The sequence below is a fragment of the Asanoa iriomotensis genome, from assembly GCF_016862515.1.
Taxonomy (GTDB): domain Bacteria; phylum Actinomycetota; class Actinomycetes; order Mycobacteriales; family Micromonosporaceae; genus Asanoa; species Asanoa iriomotensis.
The window spans coordinates 19,140-33,514 of record NZ_BONC01000079.1 but is presented as its reverse complement, the minus strand read 5'-3'; the positions used below and the strand labels follow the sequence as shown (position 1 = coordinate 33,514).

General features: G+C 71.5%; 10 protein-coding genes and 1 pseudogene. 8 read left to right on the top strand and 3 right to left on the bottom strand.

Going from position 1 to position 14,375, the window contains the following annotated elements; all coding sequences use genetic code 11:
• The first annotated feature begins 69 nt into the window (after positions 1-69).
• Positions 70-474, top strand: coding sequence for an Rv3654c family TadE-like protein (locus tag Air01nite_RS35105; RefSeq protein ID WP_203707691.1), 405 nt, complete (start codon positions 70-72; stop codon positions 472-474).
• A 773-nt stretch (positions 475-1,247) separates the two neighbouring features.
• On the opposite strand, the gene Air01nite_RS35100 is transcribed toward Air01nite_RS35105, so the two are convergent.
• Positions 1,248-1,841, bottom strand: a complete 594-nt coding sequence (locus Air01nite_RS35100; protein WP_203707689.1) for an NADPH-dependent FMN reductase — start codon at positions 1,839-1,841, stop codon at positions 1,248-1,250.
• A 112-nt stretch (positions 1,842-1,953) separates the two neighbouring features.
• On the opposite strand from Air01nite_RS35100, the gene Air01nite_RS35095 reads away from it, so the two are divergent.
• On the top strand, positions 1,954-2,787 hold the full coding sequence (locus Air01nite_RS35095) for a helix-turn-helix domain-containing protein (RefSeq protein WP_203707688.1): 834 nt from the start codon (positions 1,954-1,956) through the stop codon (positions 2,785-2,787).
• Between the two features lie 3 nt (positions 2,788-2,790).
• Here the strand turns inward: Air01nite_RS35095 and Air01nite_RS35090 are convergent, their stop codons facing one another.
• Both Air01nite_RS35090 and sftH read right to left on the bottom strand, forming a co-directional pair.
• Entirely contained in the window at positions 2,791-3,915 is a 1,125-nt protein-coding gene (locus tag Air01nite_RS35090; RefSeq protein WP_203707687.1) for an aromatic ring-hydroxylating oxygenase subunit alpha, read from the bottom strand.
• 539 nt (positions 3,916-4,454) lie between these two features.
• Positions 4,455-6,716: pseudogene (sftH, locus tag Air01nite_RS35085) on the bottom strand (DNA 3'-5' helicase SftH); the annotation flags it as partial.
• A 116-nt stretch (positions 6,717-6,832) separates the two neighbouring features.
• On the opposite strand from sftH, the gene Air01nite_RS35080 reads away from it, so the two are divergent.
• The 6 genes from Air01nite_RS35080 to topA all read left to right on the top strand — a co-directional run bounded on the left by Air01nite_RS35080 (position 6,833) and on the right by topA (position 14,374).
• Positions 6,833-7,180: an STAS domain-containing protein gene (locus Air01nite_RS35080; RefSeq protein WP_203707685.1), complete on the top strand. Its 348-nt coding sequence runs from the start codon at positions 6,833-6,835 to the stop codon at positions 7,178-7,180.
• Complete coding sequence (locus tag Air01nite_RS35075; protein ID WP_203707684.1) at positions 7,177-7,614, top strand: ATP-binding protein; 438 nt, start codon at positions 7,177-7,179, stop codon at positions 7,612-7,614. Before Air01nite_RS35080 ends, Air01nite_RS35075 begins: the two co-directional genes overlap by 4 nt.
• A 199-nt stretch (positions 7,615-7,813) precedes the next feature.
• Positions 7,814-10,177 (top strand): sodium-translocating pyrophosphatase, encoded by a 2,364-nt coding sequence (locus Air01nite_RS35070; RefSeq protein ID WP_203707683.1) that lies wholly within the window; start codon positions 7,814-7,816, stop codon positions 10,175-10,177.
• 77 nt (positions 10,178-10,254) lie between these two features.
• Entirely contained in the window at positions 10,255-10,776 is a 522-nt protein-coding gene (locus Air01nite_RS35065; protein WP_203707682.1) for a hypothetical protein, read from the top strand.
• On the top strand, positions 10,767-11,354 hold the full coding sequence (locus Air01nite_RS35060; protein WP_203707681.1) for a hypothetical protein: 588 nt from the start codon (positions 10,767-10,769) through the stop codon (positions 11,352-11,354). The genes Air01nite_RS35065 and Air01nite_RS35060 overlap by 10 nt, the downstream gene beginning before the upstream one ends.
• 185 nt (positions 11,355-11,539) lie before the next feature.
• Complete coding sequence (gene topA, locus Air01nite_RS35055; protein WP_203707680.1) at positions 11,540-14,374, top strand: type I DNA topoisomerase; 2,835 nt, start codon at positions 11,540-11,542, stop codon at positions 14,372-14,374.
• Position 14,375: the final 1 nt, after the last annotated feature.

The window sequence follows — 14,375 nt, the reverse complement described above, 5'->3', positions numbered from 1 at the left end:
CTGCGGAGGCGCTGGTCTACGGCGCTGCTCGCCGTGCTGCGGGCGCGCTCGTCCGGGGCTCGGCTCGACGTGGCACCGCGCCAAGGCTTTGGCCCTTCCGAGGCGGGCGAGCGCGTCCTCAGCGCGGACCGTGGAGCGGCGACCGTGTGGGCGCTAGCCGTTGGCCTTTCGTTCGTGCTGCTCGGCATGGCGTGCGCGGCGGTCGGGGTGGCGGCCATCGGCCGCCACCAGGCCCAGACCGCGGCCGACCTGGGTGCCCTGGCCGGCGCCGCGCGGGCCATCGAGGGCCCGGCCACGGCGTGCGCCCGTGCAGGCGAAATCGCCGCTGCCAACGGCGCCCGCGTCAGCGCCTGCACGGTGCACGGCTTCGACGTCGTCGTGACGGTCGAGGTATCGGTGCGCCTACCACCCCGGGGAACGGTCCGAATAGCAACGGCTCGCGCCCGCGCCGGCCCAGTGCCCGCACCGCCTTGATCGTGCGGCCCGCGGGCCGCGCCTGTCTCCCTCATGTGCGGGCCTGGGCGGCGCCGCGTTCTTGCGGATCTGCGCATCGTTCCCGTGCGGGCCAGGCGGCGGCGCGGGTCCTCACGGGCCTGCGCGCATTGCCTTCCGACGCGGGGTCCGGTGGGGCAGCGCCTGTGCGCTGGCCCGCGCACGTTGCCCTCCGCGAGCCCGGCGGCAGCTCGGCGCTTGGGTTCCTGCGCCTATCGCCCTTCCCATGCCCCTCCAGGGGGCCGCGGCGCGGGCCCTCGCGCTCCCGTGTAGGCGCCGGGCGGCGGCCGGCTTGAGGGCCCGCGCGCATCGCGCTCCGTGCGTGCCCGGGGCGGCGCAAGCTCGCGGGCCCGCGCGCATCGCGCGCTTCGTGCGTGCCCGGGGCGGCGCAGGCTCGCGGGCCCGCGCGCATCGCGCGCTCCGTGCGTGCCCGGGGCAGCGCGGGCCCGCGCGCATCGCGCTCCGTGCGTGCCCAAGGCAGCGCAGGCTCGCGGGCCCGCGCGCATCGTGCACCGCTGCCGGGACGTGCGGCGGCGCGCTTGCGGACCGACGCAAGATCGCCCTCCCGCCCTGCAGCGGCCGCGCCCATTGCAGGCCCGCGTAGGAGGGCGATGTGCGCGAGCCCGCTAGGCGCCGTGCCCCCCTTGCGAGGCCGGCGCCCGAGGGTCCTGGGGTCCCGACCTCTGCGCTCAGCAGCTGCGGAGTGCGCATGAGCGGGCATGCGGCCCGCTTGGGGGCCACCTCGGGTGCACGCGTCAGGCCGGGTAGGGGGTGGCCTCGCGGGCTGTGGTGAGAGCGGCCGCCCACCAGGCGAGTTGGTCCAGTAGGACCTTGGCGTAGCCAGCCGCGTCCGGGTCCAGTGGGCGGCCGTCCTCCCAGCCGACGAAATAGTTCGGGAAGGCCAGGCCGTCGCGGATGGTGACTGCGTGTAGTTCGGTTAGGACGTTTTCCAGGTGGAGCACGGCGTGTCGGCCGCCGGCTGGGCCGCCGTAGCTCACGAAAGCCACTGGCTTTGCCGCCCATTGGGTGAAGTGCCAGTCGATCGCCGCCTTCAAGGAGGCCGGGTAGCTGTGGTTGTACTCCGGTGTGACCAGGATGAACGCCTCCGCCCTCGTCAGACGGGCGGTCAGCGGGGCCATCGCGGCCGGGCGCGGGTAGGCGTCGCCCGTGAACTTCGGGGAGGCCGCCGGCATCGAGAGGGGGATCTCGACGTCCGCGAGGTCTACGACCTCGACTTCGAAACCGCCATGTCTGTGGGCCTGCTCGGCGATCCACGATGCGACGACCGGGCCGAACCGGCCCTCCCGGACGCTTCCGACGATGATGGCCAACGTGCGCTTCTCACTCATGGGGTCCACGTTCTGCGACCGCGGGCAGAGCAGCCAGACCGGGCGCAGGCTGGCCCCCACAGGGCCACGCTGTGGCCTTCGGATGCGGTGGCAGCGCACCTAAACTTCAGGCATGGGTACGCCACTCGGCGACTTCGTCCGTGCCAAGCGCGACAGCATCCAACCCGAGTCGTTCGGGATACCCGATCGTGGGCGCCGGCGTTCGCCGGGGCTTCGGCGGTCGGATCTGGCCGCGCGGGCCGGGGTCAGCGTCGAATACCTCACCCGTATCGAGCAGGGGCGCGACCGCAATCCCTCCCAGTCGGTGCTCAACGCTCTTGCCGACGCCCTGAGCCTCGACGCGGGGGAGCGGCAACATCTGCGCTACCTGGCCAAGATCACGGGTGGTGGCACCTGTGTGGGGCGGCCGCGGCCCGAGCCGCTGGATCGCGACGTCCGCCCGACCGTGCTGGCGACGCTTCAACTCGTCGATCCCGGTGTCGCTTACGTCGCCAACCGGCTCGGCGACGTGCTCGCCTTCACCACCGGCTTCGAGTTGGTGATGCGCGGCAGCGGTCTGCTGGAGGCCGATGCGCCGAACCTGACCCGCTACGTGTTCACCGACCCGCGGGCCCGCGAGATCTTTCCCGATTGGGGGCAGCTAGCCGACGAGCGGGCCTTCGACCTCTGGTTCGGGCCGTCGATAGAGATCTCCGAGTGGTTCACGGCCGAGTTGGCGCCGCTCGCCGGCGAGGAGTTCACCCGGCGGCTCAACCGCCACCTGCCGCCGCCGCGGGTGCCGTTGCGGATCAACCAGGCGAGCGGGTACGCGCTGTGTTGGCACCGCGAGACGCTCGAGCTGCCGGCCACCGACGGGCAGGTGCTCGTCGTGCTGCTGCCTGCCGACGACACCACCGAGCAGGCGATGGATCGGCTGCGCCGACGGCCACTCCGCGCGATCGGCTGAGTCCTAAGTGGAAAGCGAGGCGGCCGGGTCACGATACGCACGGGCGATCAGCGTCACCCAGTCGTAGACCGCGTTCTCGTTGGGTGCCAGCGGGCCCGGCCGGAAGTGCGGCGACGACACACCACGTTGGACTGACTCGCACGCCGCCCAGTCCTGGCGGTTGGTCAGGTCCCAGAACTCCACGGCGTACCCGGGATCGGTCACCTCCGCGCGGAACAGCCACTCGCAGGTCACGCGCGTGCGGTGCGGTGACAGGGGTTCGAGGAGGTGGGTCATCACGTAGTCGGGATGCAGCGAGATGAGCATGTTGGGGAACAGCCCGAGGTACCGGACCAGGCGCGGATCGACACCGTCCAGCGCGACCCCGTGTGAGCGGCCGTCCAGCGACATCGTCTCCGCGTGGTCGCGGAGGTCCATCGAGCCGCCGACCCAGGCACCGGGCTCGCGCCAGTTGCTGCCGGAGTTGGGCGGCGAGACCGCGCACAGCTCCGGGTGGATCAGCGGGCAGTGATAGCACTCGTGGTAGTTCTCCGCGATGATCTTCCAGTTCGCGGCCACCTCGTACTCGTGCCGTGCCTTGCTGACCAACGTCTCCGGCCGGTAGGGCGCCACGTGCGAACCGAGCGCACCCACATGCGAGGCGAACGGGCGCGCGGTGCCGCTCGCGTTGACGAACAGCCAGCCGTGCCAGTCGACGGCCGGCAGCTCGACGAGCCCGTAACCCGAGCCGTCGAAGTCGGGGCCCATCCGGGGCGCGGTCCGCACGCGGCCGTCCAGCCCGTAGGACCAGCCGTGATAGGGACACAACACCGCCGGCCGGTCGGCGGCCTCGCCCGCCGTGAGCAACTCGTGCCCGCGATGCCGGCAGACGTTGGCGAACGCCCGCGGCACGCCATCGGCGATCGTCACCAGCACGCCGACGTCGCCGACGTCCACGGCGCGCTGGTTGCCGCCCTGGGCCAGGTCGGCCGTCCGCCCGACCGAAACCCACGACCCCGCGAACAGCTGCCGGCGTTCCCAGGCAAAGACATCAGCACCGACGTACGCGACGGCCGGCAACATGGTCGACTCACCGAACGGCCGCAGCGCGGCGTCGAGCGCGGACGAGTCGATCGGTGCCGCCGCCATCCCGTCATCATCACCGACCACCCGGCCCCCCGAAACCCTCGGAGCAACCGGCATCAGGCCGCGGTGTCCGCCGACCCGGGCACCGCCGAAGCGATCCGCGGAGCGGGGAGCTCGGACGGCCCTGGCTCAACGCCGGTCGAGGAAGCGCCCGGATGGGCCGCGAGCTTCGCCCGCGACCTCGGCACTCGCGGTGCCGTCGCGTCGCCGTCAGCAACGTTCGTAGCTCCGTCGGCGCCCGCCAGCTTGGGCCGGACCCGCTTTCTGGCGGCGGCCCGCGGGCGCGACGCGGGCGATTCCGCCTCGCTCGTCACGCCGGCGGCCCCGGGTCCGGATGATGCGGCCTCCTCAGCCACAGGCCCGGCCACCGCCGGGACAACCGATCCGATCAGGGGTACGGCAACGTCGGGCGCCGGGGTGACGGCTGTGCTCACGACGGGTTCGCTCGGCTCCGATGCGGTCGCCGCGGGTGCCGCCAGGCCGGTGGCGGCAACGTCGGACGTGTCCGGGATGTCCGACTCGGCGGCCTCGCGGGCCGCTGCCAGGTTGGTCAGGACCACGTCCAGCACCTTGACCGCCTCGGCCTTGGCCAGAGGGTTGTTGCCGTTGCCGCATTTCGGCGACTGGACGCACGACGGGCAGCCGGCCTCGCACGCGCATTCCGCGATGACGTCACGGGTGGCCCGCAGCCACGACGACGCCGCCGCGAAGGCGCGTTCGGCGAAACCCGCCCCGCCCGAGTGGCCGTCGTAGACGAAAACGGTCGGCAGCCCCGTGTCCGGATGCGAGGCCGTCGACAGGCCGCCGATGTCCCAGCGGTCGCAGGTGGCCACCAGGGGCAGCAGGCCGATCGCCGCGTGTTCCGCCGCGTGCAGCGCCCCCGGGACGTCAGCCTCGGCCACCCCGCAGGCCGCCAGTGCCGCCGGCGACACCGTGAACCAGACCGCCACCGTGCGCAGTTCCCGCGCCGGCAGGTCCAGCGGCCTCGTGTCGATGACCTCGCCGGACCCGTGCCGGCGCCGCTGGTAGGACACCACCTGGCTGGTCACGTCGACCTCGCCCAGGTGCATCTCCACCGGCCCGGAACGCACCGACGAGCCCACACCGGCCACCGACAGCGTGGTCACGTCGCGGGCGTGCGTGGTGTAGTCCGGCTCCTCCGCGTGGACCAGCGCGCAACCATCTTCAAGGTCGAGGGTGTCGACCACGTACGACGCGCCCTGATGGAGATAGACAGCACCGTCGTGGAGCATGAAGTGCGACGAGCCCGAGTCGGTCATGCCCAGCAGCCGGCCCGTCGACGACTCGACCACGCAGATCTGCTGCCCGCCGCTCCCGCGCAGGTCGATCTCCGGGCGCTTGTAGGGGCGCCAGTACCAACCCGACGGCCGCCGCCGCAGCAGCCCAGCGGCGACCAACTCCTCCAGGACCGGCAGCGCCGCCGGGCCGAACAGCGACAGGTCGGCCTGCGTCAGCGGGCCCTCGGCCGCCGCACAACAGAGTTGGGGGCCCAGCACGTACGGGTTCGACGGGTCCAGCACCGTCGCCTCGACCGGATGGCCGAACAACGCCTCCGGGTGGTGCACCAGATAGGTGTCCAGCGGGTCGTCCCGCGCCACCAGCACCGCGAGCGCGTCCTCGCCCGACCGCCCGGCCCGCCCGGCCTGCTGCCACAGCGACGCCCGCGTCCCGGGATAGCCGCAGATCAGCACCGCGTCGAGGCCCACCAGGTCGACACCGAGCTCCAGCGCGTTGGTGGACGCCAAGCCCAGCAGCGAGCCCGACAGCAGACCTTCCTCCAAAGATCGCCGCTCTTCGCGCAGGTAGCCCGCCCGGTACGCCGCCACGCGCGCACCCAAGGCGGGCGATATTTCCGACAAGGACCGCCGAGCCACCGTCGCGACCGTCTCCGCGCCCCGCCGCGAGCGCACGAACGCCACCGTCCGCACCCCGGCCGCCACCGCGTCGGTCAGCAGCGACGCCGTCTCCCGCACCGCCGACCGACGCACCGACGCGCCCTCCAGCGGCGGCTCCCACAGCGCGAACGTCACCCCACCGCGCGGCGACGCGTCCTCGGTCACCGGCTCGACCCGCAAACCCGTCAACCGCGCGGCCGCCGTCTCAGGGTCGCCCGCCGTCGCGGATGCCAGCACGAACACGGGTGTGCGCCCGTAGCGCGCCGCCGCCCGCCGGAGCCGCCGCAGCACATGGGCCACGTGCGAGCCGAACACCCCGCGGTAGGTGTGGCACTCGTCGACCACCACGAACGCGAGCCGCCGCAGGAAAGTGCCCCACGCGGCATGCCCCGGCAGGATGCTTCGGTGCAACATATCGGGATTTGTCAGGACGAAACGCGAGTTCTGGCGGATCCACTCCCGCTCCGCCCGCGGGGTGTCGCCGTCGTAACACGCAGGGCGTACACCATCGACAGCGAGACTGGCGACGGACCGCAACTGGTCCGCGGCCAGCGCCTTGGTCGGCGCGAGGTACAGCACCGTCGCCCGGGGATCGAGAACCAGCCGGGACAAGGCCGGCACCTGGTAGGCCAGCGACTTCCCCGAAGCCGTCCCGGTCGCCACCACCACGTGCCGACCCTCGAACGCCAAGGAGGCCGCCGAGGCCTGATGCCGCCACGGCTCCGACACACCACGCGCAGCGAACGCGGACACGACCGGTGCGGGCACCCAGGACGGCCACGGCACGGGGTCGCCGACCCGCGGCGCGACCTCTTCGACGTGCGTGACCGGCGGCCGGTCGAGCAGGCCGGAAAGCAGGGCAGCCGGCCCCCCAACCGCTAAGGTCATGCCTGCACTCTCGCACTGATGTACTGATCAGTCGACGCCGGGTCAGGTCGTCGCTGCGTACACAGCGTGTCGATGGTTAGATCGCAGGGACGAAACACGACCGCGGGAGGCGTTCGATGGAGCTGTCGCTATCGACCCGGACCCTGGGCGAGCACACAGTGCTGGAGGTCGGCGGCGAGGTCGACGTCTACACGGCTCCCCGCCTCCGTGAGCGCCTGATCGAGTTGATCGACGCCGGTGCCACGCAGATCGTCGTCGACCTGGGCCGCGTCGACTTCCTCGACTCCACCGGGCTCGGCGTGCTGGTCGGTGCGCTCAAGCGCCTACGTGCCGCCGGCGGTGGGCTCAGCCTCGTGTGCGACAAGGAACCCCTGCTCAAGATCTTCCGGATCACCGCGCTCGACCAGGTCTTCCCGCTGTTCGCGACCGTCGACGCCGCTACACAGGCCGGTCCGGCCGCGTGATGGCGACGGTTCGTCTCTCGTTCTCCCCGGCTCCGGTGCACGTCCGGACCGCGCGCCTGGTCGGTGTCGCGGTGGCCCGGCGCGCCGGCGTGGCCGAGGAACTCCTCGACGAGGTGCGGCTCGCGATCGGCGAGGCCTGCACCCGGGCGGTCGCGCTGCACCGGCAGTACGGGCTCACGGACCTCGTGCTCGTCGAGATGTCCGACGGCGGCAGCTACGTCGTCCGGGTCATCGACCGCGCGCCGATCGAGGCCGGCCTGGGCATCGCCGCGCTCCCGCCGGACGAGCTGGTCAACAAGTCGCTGACCGACGAGGCGCTGTCCGTTGGCGTCGGATTCGCACTGCTCGCGGGGTTCGTCGAAGATCTCCAGGTGCGTCCCGTCGACGAGGGCATCGGCACCGAAGTGCGCATGGTCTGGCCGGTCGCGCGCTAGCAGAGATCACGTTTTGTGCGCGACAACCCCGCGCCGATGTGAATGTCAACACTGTGTGCGGCTAGAGTACGCGGGTTATCGCTAGCGCCCTGACCTCTGCATCCGTGCGGGGCGGGTGCGTCGTTGCTCTCCACATGGAGACGTCCAGGCCGGGCTAGTCCTCCGGCGGGGCGCGTTGGTCGGTTATTGGAGGACATAGATGTCCGGGACCGGGACCTTGGCCGCCGAAAGCGGTGGCCTGTCCCTTACTGGTGCGAATTTTTCGTACGTGATCGTCGCCTTGGCCATCGCCCTCGTGGCGCTTGGCTTCGCGGCCACCCTCCGTCGGGCGGTTCTGGCGACCGGTAAGGGCACCACCAACATGCAGGAGATCGCGGGCGCCGTGCAGGAGGGCGCCTCCGCCTACCTGCGCCGGCAGTTCAGAACGCTCGCGATCTTCGTAGTGATCGCCGTGATCCTGCTCTACGTGCTGCCGGTACACGGCGCCGAGGGCAACGAGACGCTGGTCAAGATCGGCCGCTCGGCGTTCTTCGTCGTCGGCGCGGCGTTCAGCGCGTTCATCGGCGGCGCCGGCATGGCGCTGGCGACCCGCGCCAACCTGCGCGTCGCGGCCGCCGCACGGGAGGCGGAGGGCGGCCGGGAGAAGGCGATGCAGATCGCGTTCCGCACCGGTGGCGTCGTCGGCTTCCTCACCGTCGGCCTCGGCCTCGTCGGTGCGACCGTCGTCGTGCTGCTCTACAAGGGCAACGCGCCGACCGTGCTGGAAGGCTTCGGCTTCGGCGCCGCGCTGCTCGCGATGTTCATGCGGGTCGGCGGCGGCATCTTCACCAAGGCCGCCGACGTCGGCGCCGACCTGGTCGGCAAGGTCGAGCAGGGCATCCCGGAGGACGACCCGCGCAACGCGGCGACCATCGCCGACAACGTGGGCGACAACGTCGGTGACTGCGCCGGCATGGCCGCCGACCTGTTCGAGTCGTACGCCGTGACGCTGGTCGCCGCCCTGATCCTGGGCCGGGCCACGTTCGGCCAGGACGGCCTGGTGTTCCCGCTGATCGTCTCGGCCATCGGCGCGATCGTCGCGATCATCGGCGTGTTCATCACCCGACTGCGCGCGAGCGACCGCAACGGCCTGCAGGCGATCAACCGGGCGTTCTACATCTCCGCCGCGATCTCCGCGGTCGCGGTCTCGGTGGTCTCCTGGTTCTACCTGAAGCCGTCGTTCGCCGAGTTCGACGGTGTGTCCGCGGAAGTCGCCGGCATCACCCGCGACCCGCGCTGGGTCGCCATCGGCGCGGTCGTCATCGGCATCGTGCTGGCCGCCGCCATCCAGGCGCTGACCGGCTACTTCACCGAGGTCGAGCGGCGTCCCGTGCAGGACATCGGCAAGAGCTCGCAGACCGGCGCGGCCACCGTCGTGCTGGCCGGCATCAGCGTCGGCCTCGAGTCGGCCGTCTACTCCGCGCTGCTGATCGGCGCCGGTGTGTTCGGCGCGTTCCTGCTCGGTGGCGGCTCGCTGATCCTGTCGCTGTTCGCGGTCGCGCTGGCCGGCATCGGCCTGCTGACCACGGTCGGCGTCATCGTCGCGATGGACACCTTCGGTCCGATCTCCGACAACGCGCAGGGCATCGCCGAGATGTCCGGCGACATCGACGAGGCCGGCGCGAAGACGCTCACCGAGCTCGACGCCGTCGGCAACACCACGAAGGCCATCACCAAGGGCATCGCGATCGCTACGGCCGTCCTCGCCGCGACCGCGCTGTTCGGCTCGTACACGAGCTCGGTGGCCACGTCGCTCGCGGACGCCGGCATCACGGACGTCAACAACTACATCCTCAACCTGCTGAACATCAGCAACCCGCGGAACCTGGTCGGCCTGATCGTCGGCGCCGCGGTGGTGTTCCTCTTCTCCGGTCTCGCGATCAACGCGGTGGCCCGGTCCGCCGGCGCCGTCGTGGTCGAGGTGCGTCGCCAGTTCCGGGAGTTCCCGGGCATCATGGACCGCACCCAGCGGCCCGAGTACGGCAAGGTCGTCGACATCTGCACCCGCGACGCGCAGCGCGAGCTGCTCACTCCGGGTCTGCTGGCGATCCTCGCCCCGATCGCGGTCGGCTTCGGCCTCGGTGCCGGCGCGCTGGCCTCCTACCTGGCCGGTGCGATCGGTGCGGGCACGCTGATGGCGGTCTTCCTGGCCAACTCCGGTGGCGCCTGGGACAACGCGAAGAAGCTGGTCGAGGACGGTCACTACGGCGGCAAGGGTTCCGAGGCGCACTCGGCGACCGTCATCGGCGACACCGTCGGCGACCCGTTCAAGGACACCGCCGGCCCGGCCATCAACCCGCTGATCAAGGTGATGAACCTGGTCGCGCTGCTGATCGCTCCGGCCGTCATCACGTTCAGCGTCGGCAACGACGCGAACACCGGCCTGCGGATCGGCATCGCGGTGATCGCGGTCGCGGTGATCGTGGCGGCCGTGGTGTTCAGCAAGCGCAAGCCGGTTGCCATGTCGGAGGCCGATTCGGGAAAAGATGAATCGTCGTCCGAGGCGGAGCGCGTGAACGTCTGATCAAACGCCCCAACGAGTACGGCCCCCGGTTGACGCAGGCGCGTCGGCCGGGGGCCGTTGCTTCTATGCTGCTGCCCATGCGTACCCCTCGCGCAGTCCTGGCCGCCGTGTTGCTGATGCTGGCGCTCGCCGGGTGCGGCCACGACCGGCCGGCGCCGCAGATCTGGGCGGCGGACGTGTGCGACGCGCTGAGCCCGTGGCGGGACCAGATCGACAGCCTGGCCTCGGGCACCGAGCAGCAGATGACCGCGAAGACCACCCCCGCGCAGGCGAAGGAGAACCTCGTGCGGCTGCTGGGCGGCGCCGAGCAGGCCAGTGAGGACGCCCGGGCGCTGGTCGAGCGGGCCGGAGTGCCCGACGTCGACCAGGGCGCGGCGGTCGCCGGCGGATTCGTCGGGTCCCTGGCCGGGGTGCGCGACGCGTACGGGAAGGCCAAGCGGGAGATCGAGGGGCTGGAGACCGGCCCCGCCTTCTACGACGGGGTCGCCGCCACGGTCGAGACCCTCAACAAGGAGTACGACGCCAGCGCGCTGGACACCAGCAAGCTCAACTCACCGGAGCTGGCGCGCGCCTTCGACGAGGTCCCGGAGTGTCGCTGACGCCGCGGCAGCTCTCGCTGTTCGGCGTCGAGGCCCGCGAACCCACGCCGGGAGACCTCGCGGGCCTGCTCGCGGGGCCGGGCCAGGTGGTGCGGATGGGCGGGACGGCCCGGGTCTCGGTGGTGGTGGACGCCGCCTGGCGGGTGCACGTGCTGGCCGCGGAGCTCACCCTGCGGGGGTTGGCGCCGACCTGGTCGCCGACCGAGGTCGAGGGGCACCTTGGTGTGCGTACCTCATATTCGACCGCGTTGGCGGCCCTCGGCGTCGCCTGGCTGCGCGGCGCGGTGAAGCGACCGCCGCCGAATTTCTTCCTTGATGGGCGAAGGCTCCGCCTTTGGGCGGCCGCTGCCGGTTCGCCGGATGAGTCCGGTTATGCCCTGCGACTCGGCACCAACGACGAGGGACAATGGGACCAGGTCGGTGCCGCGCTGGCCGCGGTCGGCCTGCCCGCGGCGCTGCTCGGCCCGCGCGCCGGCGGGCCGGCCTACCGGGTGACCGGCCGGCGCCGGCTGGCCCGTCTCGCCGAACTTGTCGGAGATCGTCCAGCACCCGCTCCGCAGGAATGCTGGCCTGGGTGAACGCGTTGTTCAGCTGTTCGATCGACACCGGTTCCGGTGCGGTGGCACGCGTCACCCTTCTACCTGGGTGTACGGTGTCGCCGTCCACGGTGACGCTGCGCCGTGGTATGGGTCGGCTGCGTATCGCGACCTAGCCACCGGACCGCGCGTTACCTTGGACATCCACGAACATGTGAGGGAGTGCAGTGCCGAGCAACGCCAGGAGCACCCGTCTTGTCATCGTCGAGTCACCGGCGAAGGCCAAGACGATCTCGGGCTATCTCGGCCCGGGCTACGTGGTGGAGGCCAGCCTGGGCCACATCCGTGACCTCCCGCGCAACGCCGCGGACGTGCCCGCCAAATACAAGGAACTGCCCTGGGCCCGCCTCGGCGTCGACGTCGACAACGGGTTCGCGGCGCTCTACGTGGTCTCCGCCGACCGCAAGCAGCAGATCAGCAAGCTGACCAAGCTGGCCAAGGAGGTCGACGAGGTCTTCCTCGCGACCGATGAGGACCGCGAGGGCGAGGCGATCGCCTGGCACCTGCTGGAGACGCTCAAGCCCAAGGTGCCGGTCAAGCGGATGGTCTTCCACGAGATCACCCGGCAGGCGATCCAGGCCGCCGTGGCCAACCCGCGCGACATCGACCGCGACCTGGTCGACGCGCAGGAGGCGCGGCGCATCCTCGACCGGCTCTACGGCTACGAGGTGTCGCCGGTCCTCTGGAAGAAGGTCATGCCGAAACTGTCGGCCGGCCGGGTCCAGTCGGTCGCGACCCGCATCGTGGTCGAGCGCGAGCGCCAGCGGATGGCGTTCCGCTCCGCCGACTACTGGGACATCCAGGCGCTGCTTGCCGTCGATGCGGCCGCCGCCAAGGAGGGTCCCCGCACCTTCACCGCCAACCTGGTCGCGCTCGACGGCGACCGGGTCGCCACCGGCAAGGACTTCGAGCCCACGACGGGCCGGGTGAGGCCGGGAGCCGCGGTCGTCCATCTCGACGCCGACGGCGCTCGGGGGCTGGCCGCCCGCCTCGACGGGCGGCCGTTCACTGTCACCCGCGTCGAGGAGAAGCCCTACCGGCGCAAGCCCTACGCGCCGTTCATCACCTCGACGCTCCAGCAGGAGGCGGCCCGCAAGCTGCGCTTCTCCTCGCAGCAGACGATGCGCACCGCGCAGCGGCTCTACGAGAACGGCTACATCACCTATATGCGTACGGACTCGGTCAACCTGTCGGAGACCGCCATCGCGGCGGCCCGCCGGCAGATCGCCGAGCTCTACGGCCAGCGCAGCGTCCCGCCGGAGCCGCGCCGCTACACCGGCAAGGTGAAGAACGCCCAGGAGGCGCACGAGGCGATCCGTCCCTCGGGCGACACCTTCCGCACGCCCGGCGAGCTGGCCAACGAGCTGTCCGCCGAGGAGTTCAAGCTCTACGAGCTGATCTGGCGGCGGACGATCGCCTCCCAGATGACCGACGCGGTCGGCATGTCGATCTCGGTGCGGATCCGGGCCGTCTCGAGCACCGGCGAAGAGGCCGACTTCGCGGCGACCGGCAAGACCATCACCGACCCCGGCTTCCTGCGCGCCTACGTGGAGTCGTCCGACGACGAGCACGCCGAGGCCGAGGACGCCGAGCGGCGCCTGCCCAGCCTCACCAAGGACCAGCCGCTGACCGCCGAGCAGCTCGAGGCGATGGGCCACAGCACCCAGCCGCCGGCCCGCTACACGGAGGCCTCGCTGGTCAAGGCTCTCGAAGAGCTGGGCATCGGCCGGCCGTCGACCTACGCGTCGATCATGGCGACGATCCAGGACCGGGGATACGTCAACAAGCGCGGCCAGGCCCTGATCCCGTCGTTCCTCGCGTTCGCGGTGGTCGGGCTGCTGGAGGGCCACTACCCGCGGCTGGTCGACTACAACTTCACCGCGGCCATGGAAAACGAGCTCGACGAGATCGCCGGCGGCGACATGGCCGCCAACGACTTCCTGACCTCGTTCTACTTCGGCAGCGACGTCTCCGCCGACGGCACGATCGCGGCTTCCGGCGGCCTCAAGAAGCTGGTCACCGACAACCTCAGCGAGATCGACGCGCGCAGCGTCAACTCGATCCCGCTGTTCCGCGACGACCACGGCCGTGACGTCGTGGTCCGGGTCGGCCGCTACGGGCCCTACCTGCAGCGCGGTGCCGACCACGCGGCCGCCAACGGCAACGGTGACGGCGCCGACCACGAGGACCGGGCGTCGATCCCGGAGGGCCTGGCGCCCGACGAGCTCACCCCGGAGAAGGTCGAGGAGCTGTTCCTCGGCGGCAGCGGCGAGCGCAACCTGGGCACCCACCCGGAGACCGGCGAGGACATCGTCCTCAAGTCCGGCCGCTACGGGCCCTACGTGGCAAGCGGCGAGCGCAAGAGCTCGCTGTTCCGCTCACACTCCCCGGAGACGCTCTCGCTCGACGAGGCGCTGCGGCTGCTCGCCCTGCCGAGGGTGGTCGGCACCGACGACGACGGTGTCGAGATCCTGGCCGCGTCCGGCCGCTACGGCCCGTACGTCAAGAAGGGCGACGAGTTCCGCTCGCTGGAGACCGAGGAGCAGCTCTTCACGGTCACCCTCGAGCAGGCCAAGGCGCTGCTCGCGGCGCCGAAGACCCGGCAGCGCCGGGCCGCCGCCCCGCCGCTGCGGGAGATGGGTCCCGACCCGCTGACCGAGAAGCCGCTGGTGATCAAGGACGGCCGGTTCGGGCCGTACGTCACCGACGGCGAGGTCAACGCGTCGCTGCGGCGCGGCCAGACGCCGGAGTCGCTCTCCATCGAGCAGGCCTCGGAGATGCTGGCCGAGAAGCGGGCCAAGGGTCCGGCGCCGCGCAAGAAGGCGGCGAAGAAGGCGGCCACCAAGACCGCGACCAAGTCGACCGCGACCAAGGCCGCGACCAAGGCGGGCGCGGCGAAGAAGACCGCGGCCAAGAAGGCGACGGCCGCCAAGAAGACCACCACCGCGGCCAAGAAGGCAGCACCGAAAAAGGCGGCTGCGGCGAAGAAGACGACCGACTAAC

Coding starts and splice junctions, on each gene's coding strand:
- Air01nite_RS35100 (WP_203707689.1), bottom strand. CDS start 1,841: ATGAGTGAGAAGCGCACGTTGGCCATCATCGTCGGAAGCGTCCGGGAG.
- Air01nite_RS35095 (WP_203707688.1), top strand. CDS start 1,954: ATGGGTACGCCACTCGGCGACTTCGTCCGTGCCAAGCGCGACAGCATC.
- Air01nite_RS35090 (WP_203707687.1), bottom strand. CDS start 3,915: ATGGCGGCGGCACCGATCGACTCGTCCGCGCTCGACGCCGCGCTGCGG.
- Air01nite_RS35080 (WP_203707685.1), top strand. CDS start 6,833: ATGGAGCTGTCGCTATCGACCCGGACCCTGGGCGAGCACACAGTGCTG.
- Air01nite_RS35070 (WP_203707683.1), top strand. CDS start 7,814: ATGTCCGGGACCGGGACCTTGGCCGCCGAAAGCGGTGGCCTGTCCCTT.
- Air01nite_RS35065 (WP_203707682.1), top strand. CDS start 10,255: ATGCGTACCCCTCGCGCAGTCCTGGCCGCCGTGTTGCTGATGCTGGCG.